This window comes from Pseudomonas sp. EA_65y_Pfl2_P74, assembly GCF_963970575.1.
Lineage (GTDB): Bacteria > Pseudomonadota > Gammaproteobacteria > Pseudomonadales > Pseudomonadaceae > Aquipseudomonas > Aquipseudomonas baetica_A.
In genome coordinates this window covers 63,460-79,140 of record NZ_CAXAOQ010000022.1, presented here as the reverse complement: position 1 = coordinate 79,140, position 15,681 = coordinate 63,460, and the positions used below count along the sequence as shown (strand labels likewise).

Here is a 15,681-nt window from a genome sequence, read left to right as displayed (position 1 = left end):
GACGGTCGCAGGTGTTCTGCGGCCATCGGAGAAACGTATGAAACAACAACACGTAAACAGCTACTACGCCGCCACCCGTAACGAAGTCATCGACTTCCCGATGCTGGAAGAAGCGGTGGACTGCGACGTCTGCATCATCGGCGCCGGTTACACCGGTTTGTCCTCGGCGCTGTTCCTGACCGAAGCCGGCTATAAAGTGACGGTGCTGGAAGCGGCGAAAGTCGGCTACGGCGCCAGCGGCCGCAATGGCGGTCAACTGGTCAATTCCTACAGCCGCGACGTCGACGTGATCGAAGAGCGCTACGGCGACAAGACCGCAGAAATCCTCGGCAGCATGATCTTCGAAGGCGCCGACATCATCCGTTCGCGCATCAAGGACTACGACATCCAGTGCGACTACCGCCCGGGCGGCATTTTCGCGGCGATGAACAAGAAGCAGCTCAACGGTTTGGCCGAGCAGAAGCGCAACTGGGAACGCTACGGCAATCGCAATCTGAAGATGCTCGACGCGGCGGACATTCGTCGCGAAGTCGGCTCCGACGCCTACGTCGGTGGTCTGCTGGACATGCAGGGCGGCCATGTTCACCCGCTGAACCTGGCCCTCGGTGAGGCCGCTGCAATCACGCGCCTGGGCGGCAAGATCTACGAGCAATCGGCCGCCGTGGAGATCACCTACGGCGAGCCCAACGTCGTGCGCACCGCCAAAGGCCTGGTACGCGCCAAGTACCTGTTGATCGCCGGCAACGCCTACCTGCCGCAAGGCCTCGACAACCGCGTCACCGCGAAAAGCATGCCGTGCGGTTCGCAAATCGTCGTCACCGAACCGTTGACCGAGAAGCAGGCGCGCAGCCTGATCACCAACAACTACTGCGTCGAAGACTGCAACTATCTGCTCGATTACTACCGTCTGACGGCCGATAACCGTCTGCTGTACGGCGGCGGCGTGGTTTACGGCGCGCGGGAACCGGACGACATCGAACAACTGATCCGCCCGAAGATCCTCAAGACCTTCCCACAACTCAAGGATGTGAAAATCGACTACCGCTGGACCGGCAACTTCTTGCTGACCATGTCACGCATGCCGCAATTCGGCCGCATCGAGAAAAACGCCTACTACATGCAAGGCTACAGCGGCCACGGCGTCACCTGCTCGCACCTGGCCGGCAAACTGATCTCGGAGATGATCCGCGGCGACGCCGAACGCTTCAACGCCTTCGCCTCCCTGCCACACATGCCCATGCTCGGCGGCCGTACCTTCTCCGCCCCATTGACCGCCCTCGGTGCCGTCTACTACTCGCTACGCGACCGCTTCGGCATTTAGGTTACCTCCCCGGCGGCGGCCCCCAAGACTCCCGCCGGTTTTTTTCCTGAGTCCAGCGCTCAAACTGTGGAAGCTGATCTGCCAGCGATAGCGTCATGACGGGGTGTGCAAGGCCAACTGCTTGATCACTTCAACCACTGGCGCCACCCGTTCAGCCTGCCCATGCGGCCACACCGCATAGAGGTTGTAATGCGCCGCAATCTGCGCCAGACCGTCCGACAACACACTGGCAAACAACTGCCCGGCATCCGTCAGGTTGCTGCCGCCACCTTCACGCACGAACAGCGGCTGGCCGATGAACTGCATTTCGGTCGTGCCGCTGAGCGGTTGCATATCTGTCAGCCGCCTCTGAGCCAGCAGATTCGCCTGCTGGAAGAAGAACTCGGCACGCCGCTGTTCGAACGCAGTCATCACCGCGTCGAGCTGACAGCGGCGGGGTTGGTGTTCAAGGCGCTGACGCCACCGCTGCCGGAAGTGCCGCTGTACGCCACCTATCGGGCGGACGATGCTTCGCCGATGCTCAAGCTGTTTCTCGATACGTTGCGTGAGTGGGTGGAACACTGATCCCTGTGAGAGCGGGCCAGCCCGCGAGGAGGCCGGATAAATCAGCATCAAGTCTTATGACGGACCCTTGCAGGTGCTTCGCACGATCACGCGCCGCTGCGGTCGTAATCTTCACATGGTCGTATCACTTGTGGAGATCCAATGAGCCAGGAAGTCCTGACCCGCGAAACCAATCGTCGTCAGTTGCAACAGATCATCGCCGGGTTGTCCGACGGGGTGATTCTGCTTGAGCTTGATCAGAGCATTCTCTGGGCTAATGAAGCGGCGTTGGCCATGCACGGCGTCAACCGGATCGGCGAGCTGGGCACGAACGCCGATGAGTACGCCAAGCGCTTCAGCCTGCGTTATCGCAACAATCACCCGGTGCCGCCCGAGCACTATCCCATTAGCCGTGCCGCGCGTTGCGAAGCCTTCAGCGACGTGTTGATCGAGGTGTTCGCTGTGGATGACCCCGAGCGCATCTGGGTTCACAGCGTGCGCAGCATGGTGCTGACCGACCGTGATGGCCAGCCCGAGTCGCTGGTGCTGATCATGAGTGACGTTACTGATTGGGCCAATGCTGAGCAGCGCTTCGAAAAGACCTTCAATGCCAATCCGGCACCGGCGGTGATCTGCCGTCTCAGCGATTTGCGGTATATCAAGGTCAATCCGGGGTTCCTGGAGATGACTGGCTACACCCGCGACCAAGTGATTGGCACCTCGGCCTATGAAATCGACATCCTTGAGCAGGCCGATGATAAAGACCTGGCCATCCAGCGCCTGCGCGATGTGGCGACTATTCCGCAGATGCAGGCTGAACTGCGATTGCCCGATGGCACCACCAAGCAAGTGATCGTTGCCGGACAACCGCTGGTGCTTAATGACGAGCCGTGCATGTTGTTTTCCTTTGTCGACATGGAGTCGCGGCGCCAGGCTGAAGTGGCGCTGCGCCAGAGTGAAGAGCGGTTTGCCAAGGCTTTTCGCCTGACCCCGGTGCCGATTCTGATCTGCAGCGCCGACGAGCAACGGGTCATCGACGTCAATCAAGCGTTCCTCGATACCCTGGCCTATGCCGGCGAAGACGTCGTGGGCAAAACCGTGACGCAACTGAACGTTATCAACGACGCCGAAGAGCGCGAACGGTTGCTGGTGGCACTGGAGAAAAACGGCCGGGTTGATCGGGTCGACGTAAGCGTGCGCAAGCAGGATGCAGATTTGCTTGAATGCACGCTGTCCGCCGACACGGTCAATATTCAGGGCATACCGTGCTACCTGCTGGTGCTGATGGACATCTCCGAGCGCAAGCGTACCGAGCTTGAACTGGTGGCGGCGATTGAAGAGGTGATGAAGGACGCTTCGTGGTTCAGTCGCACGCTGATCGAAAAACTGGCCAATGTGAAGAAGGTCAACTCGCCGCAATTGCCGAGTGTGTCGTTCACCGAGCTGACCGCTCGTGAGCGCGATGTGCTGGGGTTGATCTGCGAGGGGCTGGCGGACAAGGAGATCGCGGCGCGGCTGAAACTGGCACCGAACACGGTGCGTAATCATGTGGCGACGGTGTATTCCAAACTGGATGTGCACAGCCGCAGTGAAGCAATTGTCTGGGCGCGCGAGCGTGGCTTGTTTTCGGGCGATTGGCGCAGCAAAGGCCAGCGATAGGGTGCAAATGCACTAGTGCGACAGGTGCAAATTCGTGTGTTGCTGTGAGGAGGCTGTTCTTAGTCTGGCGGGGTGCGATACGAGCCTTTTTTTGGCTTGGGATCGTGTCCCAGTGAGACAGTTCAAGGAATAGCTCCAATGATGAATCTTGCGCAGTTGCGCGCGCGGCTTGAGCACAGTTTTTCGCCGCTGGCTTGTGAGTGTTCGGTGGATGGTGATCATTCGCTGACGGTGAAGCTGTTTGACCCGGTTTCCGGGCAGGTGGATTTGGTGATCGGTGGTTTGAAACTCGATGCTTTGCGCACGTCCGGGTCTGTCGATGTGTTGATTGATGAATTGCGGTATGAGTTGCAGAGCAACTCTTTGGGGACTTCGCGGGATCCTGATCTGGCGTAGATTATGGTGTGGGCAGGTTGCTTGCTGGGGCTCTGAGTTCCTTCGTTTCGGGGCGCACCAATAGCAGCCGTGGTCGCCGACCCATTTCTGTCGGATGCCCGCGATCCCTGTGGGAATGGGCTTGCTCGCGAAAGCGGCCAGACTGGCCAGCGGCTTGTGCAGGCAACCTGCGCCGGGAGCACAACGCAAAATCGACAGCCAGTCTTCCCTGATCTGACCGTTTTACTGGCGCTTGCGAGGGGCTCGGCTATAAAGAATGAGTGGTCAGGTCTTCCGTGGTCGGTTTGGTCGCGGGAGTTTGTCTCTCTTTTCGCGGGTCGTCCTATGAACAATCTTGGGAAACGCGTGTGTTCGCCGTTGTCGTTGGTTTTTTCTGTGGCGCTGTTGGCCGGTTGTGCCAGTGCGCCGCCACCGCCACCGGTAATGCCACCTGCGCCGCCGGAACGCACCTGCCAGGTCCTCGAGAATACCGAGGTAGCCGGCGATGTGTATGCCGACGGGCAAGTGACTCGTCACATCACCACTACCCGTTGCATCACCCAATAGCGTGCGCAGGGCAATAGTCTCGGTCTGAGCTGATTGTGCTGGAGGCTGGCGAGGTGGGCGGGACGGTGTTGAGTTTCGGTTGGCAAGTGCCAAGGGTCTTGGCCTGGTACACATGCCCTGTGGACGCGAGCACGCTCACCTCCACAGGGTTATTGATTGACCGCCAGGATCAGGACAGGAACCCGCCGTCCACGTTCAGTGAGACGCCTGTGGTGTAGCTCGACGCATCACTGGCCAGGTACAGCACCGCACCGGCCATTTCACTCGGATCGGCCACACGCTTGAGCGGGATCTGCGTCAGTGCCTGTTTCAGAATCGCGTCGTTCTTCACCAGCGCCGAGGCGAACTTGGTGTCGGTAAGGCCCGGCAGCAGGGCGTTGCAGCGGATGCCGAATTGCGCGCATTCCTTGGCGAAGACCTTGGTCATGTTGATCACCGCCGCTTTGGTCACCGAGTAGATGCCCTGAAAGATCCCCGGCGAGATGCCGTTGATCGAGGCGACGTTGATGATGCTGCCACCACCGTTTTCGCGCATCAGCTTGCCCGCTTCCACGGACATGAAAAAGTAGCCACGGATGTTCACGTCGACGGTCTTCTGGAACGCGCCCAGATCGGTGTCCAGCACGTTGCAGAACTGCGGGTTGGTGGCGGCATTGTTCACCAGAATATCCAGGCGGCCGAACTGTTCCTTGATCCCGGCGAACACTTGGCTGATCTGTTCCATTTCACCGATGTGGCAGGCCACCGCGGTGGCTTTGCCGCCGTCAGCGATGATGGCGTCGGCGACGTGCTGGCAGCCGTCGAGTTTGCGACTGGAAACGATGACGTGGGCGCCTTGTTGGGCGAGCAGTTTGGCGATGGCTTCACCGATGCCACGGCTGGCGCCGGAGACGAAAGCGATCTTGCCGTCGAGGTCGAACAACTGAGTCTTGGACATAAGGGTTCCTGGGTGTGGGCCGTCAGAGGCTCGATTTCGAAATGACCTGCAAGCTCATCTGCTCCAGCAGTTTGTTCATGTGAATGAACTGCGCGAAGCGTTTGTCCTGGGTCTGGCCATGGTAGAAGCGGTAGTAGATCTGCTGCACGATCCCGGCCAGACGGAACAGGCCGTAGGTGTAGTAGAAGTCGAAATTGTCGATCTGGATGCCCGAGCGCTCGGCGTAGTAATCGACGAACTCGCGGCGGGTCAGCATGCCCGGGGCGTGGCTCGGCTGGCGGCGCATCAGTTGCACCGGCGCCGGGTCGCCCGCCTCGATCCAGTAGGCGAGGGTGTTGCCCAGGTCCATCAGCGGATCGCCGAGGGTGGTCAGTTCCCAGTCGAGCACGCCGATGATCTGCATCGGGTTGTTCGGGTCGAGGATCACGTTGTCGAAGCGGTAGTCGTTGTGGACGATGCTCGACGTCGGGTGGTCGGCCGGCATCTTGTCGTTGAGCCAGGCTTTGACCGCTTCCCAGTGCGGTGCGTCCGGGGTCAGGGCTTTTTCGTAGCGCTCGCTCCAGCCTTTGATCTGGCGGGCAACGTAACCTTCAGGTTTACCCAGATCACCGAGACCACAGGCCTTGTAATCGACGCGGTGCAGTTCGACGAAACGGTCGATGAAACTCTTGCACAGCGCCTCGGTTTTCGCTGAATCCAGACCCAGCTCCGGCGGCAGTTCCGAGCGCAGGATGATCCCGTTGACCCGTTCCATCACATAGAACTCGGCGCCGATCACCGATTCGTCGGTGCAGTGCACGTAGGCTTTCGGGCAATACGGAAAACCGTCGCGCAATTGATTGAGGATGCGGAATTCGCGGCCCATGTCGTGGGCGGATTTGGCCTTGTGACCGAACGGCGGCCGGCGCAACACGAACTCCTGCTCGGGGTATTCGAGCAGGTAAGTCAGGTTTGACGCGCCGCCGGGAAACTGGCTGATCGCAGGCAAGCCGCGCAGGCCCGGAATGTGTGCCTTGAGGTATGGATCGATCAGGCTGGCATCGAGTTCTTCGCCAGAGCGGATACGGGTGGACTGGTCAGTAAGCGCCATGCTTATCCCTTCTGCTTATTTTGGAGGCCAGACATCATTGGCTAATCTAATGGGGCGCTCGGTCGGTCACAAGCGCGGGTCGGTCTTATAGGTTAGCGTGTTGCCGGACAATCACCTTTGGGAATGTGCAGGGCGGGCCGCAGCAGACTAAGGTTTAGCGGGTATGCCGTGTCCAACAAGGAGTCGGGAAATGGGCTGTCCACAAGTCTGTGCCACTGCCACTTTGCAATGCAGCTTCGGCGCCGCACCGTCGGCGCTCAACGTGTTGCCGGTCAATCGCACGCTGACCGGCGGGATGCCGGCGGCGAACATCATGGATTACATTCCGCTGGTCAACATCCTGCCGTTCGGGGTGTGCATGAGCATGGCCAATCCGACGGTGGCGGCCGCCACCGCTGCTGCGCTGGGCGTGCTGACACCGATGCCGTGCATTCCGGCAACCGCGTCGCCATGGATTCCCGGCGGCGCGCCGACCTTGCTGCTCGGCGGGATGCCAGCGATCGATGCCAACAGTACGTTGATGTGCACTTGGGCGGGGGTGATCAAGATCGTCATGCCGGGGCAGATGCAGATGCTGATTCCCTGATTGTTGCGTTGGATGTGCCGGCCTCTTCGCGCGCAAGCCCGCTCCCACATTTGATCGCATTCCAATGGGTAAGCGGGCTTGCTCGCGAAAGGGCCAGTCAATACACCCTGAAACGTCAGGCCTGCTGCGGATCCATCCAGCGTTGATACCACCAGCGCACCCGCGAAATCGGCTTGCCATCCGCGCCCAACGGCCGTCCATCCTCGGCAAACCCCTGTTCAGGCTCCATCAACTGCCCATTCACATAACGCGCTTGCACCGCCGGTTTGCCATTGGGATGAAAGCGCTGATAGCGCCCCTCACGCACGCCATCGCGATAAAACTCAGCCTCCGCCACCTGGCCGTCAGGAAAGTAATTGAGCGCTTCCCCATGCAACAACCCGCGCCGATACGTTGCCTTGCGTTGTAAAAAGCCCTCCGGCGCGTAAAAACTGGCAACCCCTTGCAGCTTGTCGTGTACAAACGGCATCTGCGCCGAGACCTTGCCATTGGGGTGATAGAGCAGCGACGTACCCTGCAACTCGCCCTGGCTGTAGTTCAGATCGGCTTGTTTGCGCCCGTCGTCCTTGATTTGCAACGGGCCATCGAGCTGGCCGTCCTGCAAACGTCCCTTGAGCTGCTTGTCATTCTGCTGCAAGTCCAGCGGTGTGATCGCCATGGTTGCTCCCTGTCAGTTGACCTGCACCAGCCCGCCCTTGATGGTCAGCATGCCGCCGCCGTCCACGGTCTGCGAGGCCGCGCCCTTGTTGGTCAGGCTGATGCCAGCGTCGTTGGTCAGGGTGGTTCCGGCCTTGTTGTCCAGCGATGTACCGGCCTGATTGGTCAAGGCAGTGCCGGCCTTGTGGGTGATCGAGGTGCTGGCCGAGGTCGCCAGATCGGCGCCGCTCTTGATGGTGAAGCTGCCGCCACTTTGCAGGGTCAGGGTGCCGCTGACTTTGATCGTCAGGTTGCCGTCCACGGTCAGGCTGTAATCGCCCGTGACTTTGTCGGTGTAATTACCGCCCGTGCTGTGATCTTGGTCAGCGCCGACTTTTACCGTGCGACTGTCCTTGACATCGAGCGTGTCGCTGCCGGTCTGGATCGTCACACTGCGTTTGCCTTTTTCCAGGGTCACGGTCTCGTCGCCGTCCTTGACCGTGCGGGTGCGGGCGTTCTGTACGGTGAGGGTTTCGTCGTGGCCGACGGTGGCCGTGGTGTCGTTGAGCACGTTGATCTTCAGATCTTTCTGCGCCTGCAAAAACACCTCTTCGGCGTCTTTCTTGTCCTCGAAGCGCAGTTCGTTGAAACCGCCGCCACCCTTTGACGATTGGGTCTTGATCCCCGATTGCGTCTGATTGGCCGGCAAGGCGTAGGGCAGGGCGTTGTCGCCGTTGTAGACGCACCCGGTCACCAGCGGCCGATCCGGATCGCCGTCGATAAAGGTCACGATGACTTCCTGACCGATGCGCGGGATGAACTGCATGCCAAAGCCTTTGCCGCTCCACGGCAACACCACGCGCACCCAGCAGGAGCTGGTTTCATCGTTTTTGCCATCGCGATCCCAGGGGAACTGCAACTTGATCCGGCCGTATTCGTCAGTCCAGATTTCTTCGCCGGACTTGCCCACCACAATTGCAGTTTGCGGGTGCATGCGCGGTTTTGGTGTGACCCGTTGCGGGCGAAACGGCGTGGCTTTGGGGATCGCTTCGAAACGGTTGCGATAGCTTTCATGGCTGACGTCATGGGTGACCCGCGTCACCACCCAGTCGATGTTCAGGCTCGCATCGTCGTGCCCGTCGAGGGTGAACCAGTGCCCCGGGATCAGCCAGCGACAGTCGCTCTCGCCGACAAAGCGTTTCTCTTCACTGCGCAAACCGTCGACGCGTTGCTTGGTCAACGCATCGCCGCGCGCCTTGGCGTTGTAGCCGCCCGGATGTTCGTAGATCGCACGCGGCCCGGCGACCGCTTCGGCCTGGCCGTACAGTGAAGTGGCGGGCGTTGTGAACTCGTAATCCGTCGCCTTGTACACCCCGGCCACCGCTTGCAAACACACCTGGCCTGCGCGAATCCCGTGCAGCTCGCGCTGACCCAGTCCTTGCCCCAGATAGCTGACCTTCGGCCCATTAGGGATCTGCACGAAAGCGTCGTTGCTGTCGCCCAGTACGAGCGTGTGCTTGCCGTCGTCGTGGGTGAAGAACCAGAAAATGCCTTCTTCTTCCAGCAGCCGCGAGACGAAGGCGAAATCGGTTTCTCCGTATTGCACGCAGTATTCGCGCGGGGTGTAGCTGCCGGTCAGCGACAGTTTGAAATCGCTGAAACCGTGGGCGTTGAAAATCGTCGTGACGATGTCCGAGGTGGCGAGGTTCTGGAACACGCGGTTGTTGCTGGCCAGGGTCAGCCACCAGAGCCATGGCCTGAGTACAAGCTGATAGCGCTCGGCGGTGGCGTCAGCGGGGAGCTGGCGGATTTCAGCGACCAGCGCATCGAACGGACGCAGTTGTTCGTCGTTGTGCAGGGTGGTGGTGACGTGGGTGGCGACGGCGCTGATCAGGGTGAGGGCGGTGCCGTCGTTGAGGCCGTTGAGGATTTGTGAGCCGAGCAGGTTAAGGCCTTCGTCACCGGACAACGCCTCAGGGTAAAGCGCCGACAGCGACGTGGCAGTGAGCGAAAGGCTGGTGTTGCTGTCGGTGGAGCGGGGCATCGACGATCCTCTTTGACAGTGCAGGGTGAACTCAACCGGTGACGTCAAACAGAATAGGTCGGTGGTCGGGGCCAGACATATCGAATACTTGCGCCAGCCCGGTGAGGTCAACAGGCGTAACAGTGACATCCGCCGACGCCAGCACCCAATCGAGAATTCCGCCCTTATTCTGTGTTTGCAGGCCTCCCCAACATTCATAGGCAAGTCCGGCGCTGTCGAGTTTGCCAACGTTCTTGTAGTCCAGGTTCAGGTCCCCCGTCGCCACCCACTTACCGCCCAGAGCGGTGCAGGACTTGAGCTGGCTCTTGGTCACCTCGCTTTGTCCGGATTTGAAGTGCGCCAGGAACACGTAACCGGTATAGCCCCCGACACCATGCACTTCCACGGCGATCAGATCCCTGTTGAGGGCAAACAGGCTGCCTTGGCTGATTACACGCAGTTCTTCAAAGCCTTTGACCATGACGATATAGCCGTTGGAATAGCCTCCCGTGAAAGAGTAAACGTTGTAGGAGGGGTATATGGCCGCAAGGTTCTGTCGGTAATTGTCGATTTGCGCCGAATGTATTTCGCACAGGAAAACAATGTCGGCGTTCCACCAATTGCTTGAGCAACAGTTGTAGACAAAAACGTCGACCTGAGTCTGTTTGTCCAACGTTGAGGACTTGCCGTTTTTTTCGACATTGAAGCTTCCGATTCTCATGACTAGGACCTTCTTTGCTGCAAAGCGTTTGTCATCCGGCTGATTTTTTTTAGGCGTGGTTGTTCAACGTTTTCAATGTCTCCTTGGTAGGCCGCAGCTGGTTCATTTCGTTGTTGATGGTGGGGCAACGGGTGAACGCCACATGTTTTTTCCGCCCGGCATGGCTGTTGATCGTAGACACCGAGAAGCGCAGGCCCGAGAGATCGGCTCCATATTCGGGAACCTGAAACTGGTTGTCGGTGATGTTGAACGACCATGTCGAGCCGTTGTAGTGACTGAGCCAGGATTTGGCATCGAACGGCAGCACTGTGGTGTTGAACCCGGGGGTGACCAGTGTTCTGAGGTGGGCGAAGATTTCATCGTTGAAATGCGCGTCAGTGAGTTTGAACTTCACCTTGTCGCCGTAACCGGCGCTCTTGATGTCCTTACAGCCATTTCGCTCGTTAGGTGCCCAGTAACTGGACAGTTCGAGTTTTGCCCCGATGGCCTGGAGCGCCGCCCACCATGTGGCATCGCCATTGAAAGGTCGGTTTTTTTCCATGGTCGATTCAGGATCGTCGTTGCGCTGCTTGCCCTCCATGCCTGGAAAACCGCCGAACACCGGGCTGGTGCATTCGACGAACAACTTGGAAATATTGGCGGAAGCGGTTTCCGTGGCCAGTCGATCGGCCACCCCGTTGGATGTCCGCGCGAGACCATTGAGCAACCTCTGTGCCTCAACCATACCCAGCAGGCTTTTCACCAAGGTGATCTCGTTATTGCACTGGACGATGTCCTGGAACTTGGTATTGAGTGTCGTGCGGTTGGCTACAGCGGGGGGACCATCGGTCAACTGGCTGTAGTTAAGGATCACCGCCGTCTGGTAATACCCGAGCAGGCTGCCAAGGCAATAAAAATATTTCCACGGCAGCACGTGGTGGAAGGTCCATTTATCGCAATCGGGTGTTCCGCCACTGCGAGCGGCTGGCAGCTTCACGGTGAATACATACTCGGCCACGTCACGCACTCCCTTGAAAGCCTATCTCTTAAAAAGGGGACGGATTTATTTGTCTGGCAAACGGCCAACACCCATCCGTCCCCGTGGATACGTCCCCTTTTATTCAGTCACTTCCCGGCATTTTTGGCCTCAGCGGCCTTGGCCTGCTGCCACATCGGAATCGCCTTGAACGCAGTGACCATGTCGTAATCCAGCGCCACCGGTTTTGCACCTGCTGAGGTGTCCGGCCCCATCGGGGTCTTGCCGTCGCGGCTCTGGAACCAGCTCATCCAGAGTTTCGATCCGGGTTCGGCCATGACCAGTGCCGCGTCAGGGTCACTGCCCGAAAGTGGCGGATCGATGGTTTGTGGTGGCTGGCTGGAGGTGGGCAGCAAGAACGAGGTCATCGGATATTGGGCGCTGCTGTGGCATCCCAGGCATCCGGCACTGGCCAGACCGGCCGGGTAATAGTGCGAGCCGGTCCAGGCTGGCGTCACGACGGCACCGTCGTTCGGGCCTGACAATCGGCCGTCCCATCCCAGCGTTGAGACCGAATAAGCCGGCGACTGGGGATTGATCCAGTTTTCGCTGAGCTTCGGATTGACCGTGACGGGCGGCGTCAGCGCCGTTGGCGCCGTGTTGATGACGTCCGGGTTGCCGCCCCAGGTGGCGCCCAGCGGAATCATCTTGTCCCAGGCGTCTTTGCCCGGCGCGTTCTTGTCGTAGACCAGGGTCGAAAACACCCATCCGGTTTGCGGTGAGGCGACACTGTCCTTGACGATGATGTCGAACTGCATCAACGACACCTTGGTCATCGCCGGTTGAGTGGTGGTGCCCTTGAAGTCTTTGCCGACGCATTGTGTTTTATTCAGCGCGCTGCCATTGCTGGTGTTCACCGGTGCGTAGATTTCCCATTGGGCGGCGCCTTCCATGGGGGCCCAATCGCTGCCACAGGCACTGACCATGGCAAATTTGATGATGACGCTGCCTTCGGCAAACTGCGTGGTGCTCGTTTCCAGAACCGGATTCATTGCGCGTTCAGGGGTTTTGCCCCAGATGTCGCCGAGGGTTTTCGCCGCACGGGCGTCGTACAGTGTCAGCACATAAGTGGTCACGGGCAGGGTCTGATCCGTCAGTGTGCCGGCGGGAAACCCTGACCCGACATACACACCACGAATGGGTTCGCGTTCGATACCCAGCCAGATCGAGTCGTACCAGCCGCTGTCCTTGTAGTTCCAGTTGGCGTAGTCGTAGACGATCTTGCGCATGTCCGGGGAGACGTAATCTTTCAGCGCCTGAACGTAGGCACCGGCGTTGGCCTGGGTGATCTTGCCGTTGCCGGTGGTCTTGCTCCAAGGGAAAGAAGTGCCGGTCGGTAATTGGGTCGGATAATCATGGCTGAGTGTGAACAGCGGCCCCTTGTAGTTCGGCGGCGGGGAAATGGGCGAGGTCAGAAAGGGGTCAATCTGCAAGTTCGCGCCATTGAGTTTTTCGACCGTAGAGGTCAGGAAGGACACCTTGCCCACCAACTCGTTTTCCAGATGTTGGGTGTCCGCTGGTGCGGACAACGGTATTGCGACACAGGCTCCCAGCAGACTCATCGGTAATTTCAGGCTTTTTTTCATGACATTATCCTTGTCAGTTTTGGAAGAGTACCTTCCTTTCATCACGGTTTTTCGTACATCGGCGAAGGGCGATGGGGATTACTCCAGCACCCACTCCGCCAACTTCCCCGTCACTTGCGTCATCAACACATTCTCGACATCCCGCGCACCCGCCGCACTGCACTTGGCGAGCACGGCTTTGACAATTCCCGCATCAAACTCGAATTGTTTGCCGGTCGCTGCCTTGTAGCGGCCACGCAACTTCTCAAGTTTCGCCAGCACAATCCCTTCCAGCGTCGCCTCATCCAGCGGTCGATACGCAACCACGGTCATGCGCGCCAGAAATGCCGGACGGAAGGCTTGCAGGAGGACTTTATGCAGGGCTTCGTTGAAGGCGTCAGAACCGAGTTGCGCCACGGGTGTGTCGAGCAGTAACTCGGCACCGACATTGCTGGTGGCGAGCATCACGGTATTTTTGAAGTCCACCACCAATCCGGTGCCGTCCTCCATCAAGCCTTTGTCGAAAACGTTGTAGAACGCCTCCAGCACATCGGGATGGGCCTTCTCGATCTCATCGAGCAACACCACGGAATACGGCTTGCGCCGCACCGCTTCCGTCAATACACCACCGCTGCCATAACCGACATAACCGGGCGGCGCGCCTTTGAGTTGGCTGACGGTGTGGGCTTCCTGGTACTCGGAGAGGTTGATGCTGATCAGGTTGCGTTCGCCGCCGTACAACGCATCGGCCAGCGCGTAAGCGGTTTCGGTTTTGCCGACGCCGGTAGGGCCGACCAGCAGGAACACCCCGACCGGTTTTTGCGGGTCGGTGAGGCCGGCGCGATAGGCCTGCAAGCGTTGGGCGATAGTGTTGAGCGCGGTGCTTTGGCCCATGACGCGTTGGCCCATGCGGGTGCCGAGTGTGCGCACGGCATGGGCTTCGTCGGCGAGCATTTTGCCGACAGGAATGCCGGTCCATCCGGCGATCACGGCGGCGACGGTTTTGGTATCGACCTGCTCGGGCACCAGTGGATCGTCCTGGCGGATCGCATCGAGTCCGGCTTCCAGACGCAGCAGTTCAGCGGCCAGATGATCGATGCGGCTGTCAGTCGCTTCGTCGGGTTTGTCGCTGTCGGCGCGCTCGCTCAAGTCGAGCAACTCACGACGAGTGTCGAGCAACTCGCGCACGGCTACACGCTCTTCACCCCAACGGGTTTCCAGTTCGCGGATGGCTTGAACGTTGCCGCCAGATTCGCTTTCCAGCAGGGTAATGCGCTCACGGTGATCCAGCCCCGTGGCCTGTTCGCGGCGCAAGCGTTCGACTTCATCCTTGAGGCTGTTTTGCCGGTGGCGCAGGCTTTCCAGCGGCGGCGGCACGTCGTGCTGGCCGAGGGCGACGCGCGCGCAGGCAGTGTCGAGGACGCTGATGGCTTTGTCCGGCAACTGACGGCCGGAGATGTAGCGGTGCGACAGTTTCACCGCTTCGTGGATCGCCGCATCGAGCACCTGCACGCCGTGGTGCTGTTCGAGTTTGGCGGCGACACCACGGAGCATTTCCACGGCGGTGATTTCGTCCGGTTCCTCTACTTGAACCAACTGAAAGCGGCGGGCGAGGGCCGGGTCTTTCTCGAAATATTTTTTGTACTCCATCCACGTCGTCGCGGCGAGGGTGCGTAATTCGCCTCGGGCCAATGCCGGTTTGAGCAGGTTGGCCGCATCACTGCCGCCCTCGGCACCGCCGGCGCCGATCAGGGTGTGGGCTTCGTCGATGAACACAATGATCGGTTTGTCGGCGCTGCGTACCGCGTCAATCACGCCTTTGAGCCGTTGTTCGAATTCGCCCTTGACCCCGGCGCCGGCCTGCAACAGACCGAGATCAAGCACGCGCAAACTGACTTCCTGCAACGAGGGCGGCACGTCGCCGGCGGCGATGCGCAGGGCCAGGCCTTCGACCACGGCGGTTTTGCCCACGCCCGGTGCGCCGACCAGAATCGGGTTGTTCTGCCGGCGCCGCAGAAGGATGTCGATGCATTGGCGAATCTCACCATCGCGGCCCACGATCGGGTCGATGCGTCCGGCATGGGCGTCGGCGGTCAGGTCCTGGGTGTATTGATCCAGCACCGAATCCTGTCGTGGCGCAGGATGTCCAGAGGAAGCCGCGGAACGCGGGCCGACATGCTCACGGGAGTTTTCGGTCCACTCCAGCAAGTTCGCCCGCAGCGCTTCTTTGGGAATGCGCAGTAACGATGAGGCACTGTTGAGCAGCAGGCTGCGGCGCTCGTCGCGGTCAATCAACGCCAATAGCAGCAGCCCCGAACGAATGCTGTCGAGTCCCAACACACTGGCCTGCACCACCGCATCTTCGAGCAAGCCCAGGGTGTGTGACGACAGCGCTGGCGTGCGCGTGCTGCCAGCCTTGAACAGTTCCAGCGCCTTGTTGATTTCAGCGCTCAGCGCATCACGCTCCAGACCGAAGCGCGGCAGCAGAAAGGCAAAGTCGCCGCCCTCGATATCCAGCAATTCCAGCAGCAAATGCTCAATCTCGACAAAGTGATGCCCGCGTTGCAGGCACCGTTGCGCGGCGCGTTCGAGGGCGCGGCGGTTGTCCGGGTTGAGGCGTCCGATCAGGCTGGCCAGTTCCAT

The 15,681-nt window shown here is 59.8% G+C and carries 14 protein-coding genes and 1 pseudogene; 6 read left to right on the top strand and 9 right to left on the bottom strand.

Annotated elements, in window-relative coordinates; translation table 11 throughout:
- Window positions 1-37 precede the first annotated feature (37 nt).
- Window positions 38-1,321, top strand: coding sequence for an NAD(P)/FAD-dependent oxidoreductase (locus tag AACY18_RS18405; protein ID WP_339432725.1), 1,284 nt, complete (start codon window positions 38-40; stop codon window positions 1,319-1,321).
- A 93-nt stretch (window positions 1,322-1,414) separates the two neighbouring features.
- Here AACY18_RS18405 and AACY18_RS18400 read toward each other — a convergent pair whose 3' ends face one another.
- A complete protein-coding gene (locus AACY18_RS18400) occupies window positions 1,415-1,654 on the bottom strand; it encodes a hypothetical protein (RefSeq protein WP_339432752.1) in 240 nt (79 codons plus the stop codon).
- Between AACY18_RS18400 and AACY18_RS18395 the strand changes: the two are divergent.
- The 4 genes and pseudogenes from AACY18_RS18395 to AACY18_RS18380 form a co-directional block, all read left to right on the top strand.
- Window positions 1,610-1,768, top strand: a pseudogene (locus tag AACY18_RS18395) (LysR family transcriptional regulator); the annotation flags it as partial. The gene AACY18_RS18400 and the pseudogene AACY18_RS18395 sit on opposite strands and share 45 nt — an antisense overlap.
- A gap of 258 nt (window positions 1,769-2,026) precedes the next feature.
- A complete protein-coding gene (locus AACY18_RS18390; RefSeq protein WP_339465626.1) occupies window positions 2,027-3,523 on the top strand; it encodes a helix-turn-helix transcriptional regulator in 1,497 nt (498 codons plus the stop codon).
- 138 nt (window positions 3,524-3,661) lie between these two features.
- On the top strand, window positions 3,662-3,919 hold the full coding sequence (locus tag AACY18_RS18385; protein WP_339432723.1) for a DUF1652 domain-containing protein: 258 nt from the start codon (window positions 3,662-3,664) through the stop codon (window positions 3,917-3,919).
- 324 nt (window positions 3,920-4,243) lie between these two features.
- Window positions 4,244-4,465, top strand: a complete 222-nt coding sequence (locus tag AACY18_RS18380) for a hypothetical protein (RefSeq protein ID WP_339432722.1) — start codon at window positions 4,244-4,246, stop codon at window positions 4,463-4,465.
- A gap of 169 nt (window positions 4,466-4,634) precedes the next feature.
- Here the strand turns inward: AACY18_RS18380 and AACY18_RS18375 are convergent, their stop codons facing one another.
- Window positions 4,635-5,402 (bottom strand): SDR family oxidoreductase, encoded by a 768-nt coding sequence (locus AACY18_RS18375; protein WP_221732683.1) that lies wholly within the window; start codon window positions 5,400-5,402, stop codon window positions 4,635-4,637.
- Between the two features lie 22 nt (window positions 5,403-5,424).
- Window positions 5,425-6,492, bottom strand: coding sequence for a phosphotransferase family protein (locus AACY18_RS18370; RefSeq protein WP_339432721.1), 1,068 nt, complete (start codon window positions 6,490-6,492; stop codon window positions 5,425-5,427).
- A 190-nt stretch (window positions 6,493-6,682) separates the two neighbouring features.
- Between AACY18_RS18370 and AACY18_RS18365 the strand changes: the two genes are divergently transcribed.
- Entirely contained in the window at window positions 6,683-7,078 is a 396-nt protein-coding gene (locus AACY18_RS18365) for a DUF4280 domain-containing protein (RefSeq protein WP_221732681.1), read from the top strand.
- A gap of 115 nt (window positions 7,079-7,193) precedes the next feature.
- Here the strand turns inward: AACY18_RS18365 and AACY18_RS18360 are convergent, their stop codons facing one another.
- From AACY18_RS18360 to tssH, 6 genes are all read right to left on the bottom strand, one after another.
- Window positions 7,194-7,736, bottom strand: a complete 543-nt coding sequence (locus AACY18_RS18360) for a toxin-antitoxin system YwqK family antitoxin (RefSeq protein WP_339432720.1) — start codon at window positions 7,734-7,736, stop codon at window positions 7,194-7,196.
- A gap of 12 nt (window positions 7,737-7,748) precedes the next feature.
- Window positions 7,749-9,758, bottom strand: a complete 2,010-nt coding sequence (gene tssI, locus AACY18_RS18355) for a type VI secretion system Vgr family protein (RefSeq protein ID WP_339465623.1) — start codon at window positions 9,756-9,758, stop codon at window positions 7,749-7,751.
- A 31-nt stretch (window positions 9,759-9,789) separates the two neighbouring features.
- Window positions 9,790-10,458, bottom strand: coding sequence for an endonuclease/exonuclease/phosphatase family protein (locus AACY18_RS18350; protein WP_339465622.1), 669 nt, complete (start codon window positions 10,456-10,458; stop codon window positions 9,790-9,792).
- Between the two features lie 49 nt (window positions 10,459-10,507).
- Window positions 10,508-11,455, bottom strand: a complete 948-nt coding sequence (locus AACY18_RS18345) for a hypothetical protein (RefSeq protein ID WP_339465621.1) — start codon at window positions 11,453-11,455, stop codon at window positions 10,508-10,510.
- A 107-nt stretch (window positions 11,456-11,562) separates the two neighbouring features.
- Window positions 11,563-13,059 (bottom strand): hypothetical protein, encoded by a 1,497-nt coding sequence (locus AACY18_RS18340; RefSeq protein WP_339465619.1) that lies wholly within the window; start codon window positions 13,057-13,059, stop codon window positions 11,563-11,565.
- A gap of 78 nt (window positions 13,060-13,137) precedes the next feature.
- Complete coding sequence (tssH, locus tag AACY18_RS18335) at window positions 13,138-15,681, bottom strand: type VI secretion system ATPase TssH (RefSeq protein ID WP_339432716.1); 2,544 nt, start codon at window positions 15,679-15,681, stop codon at window positions 13,138-13,140.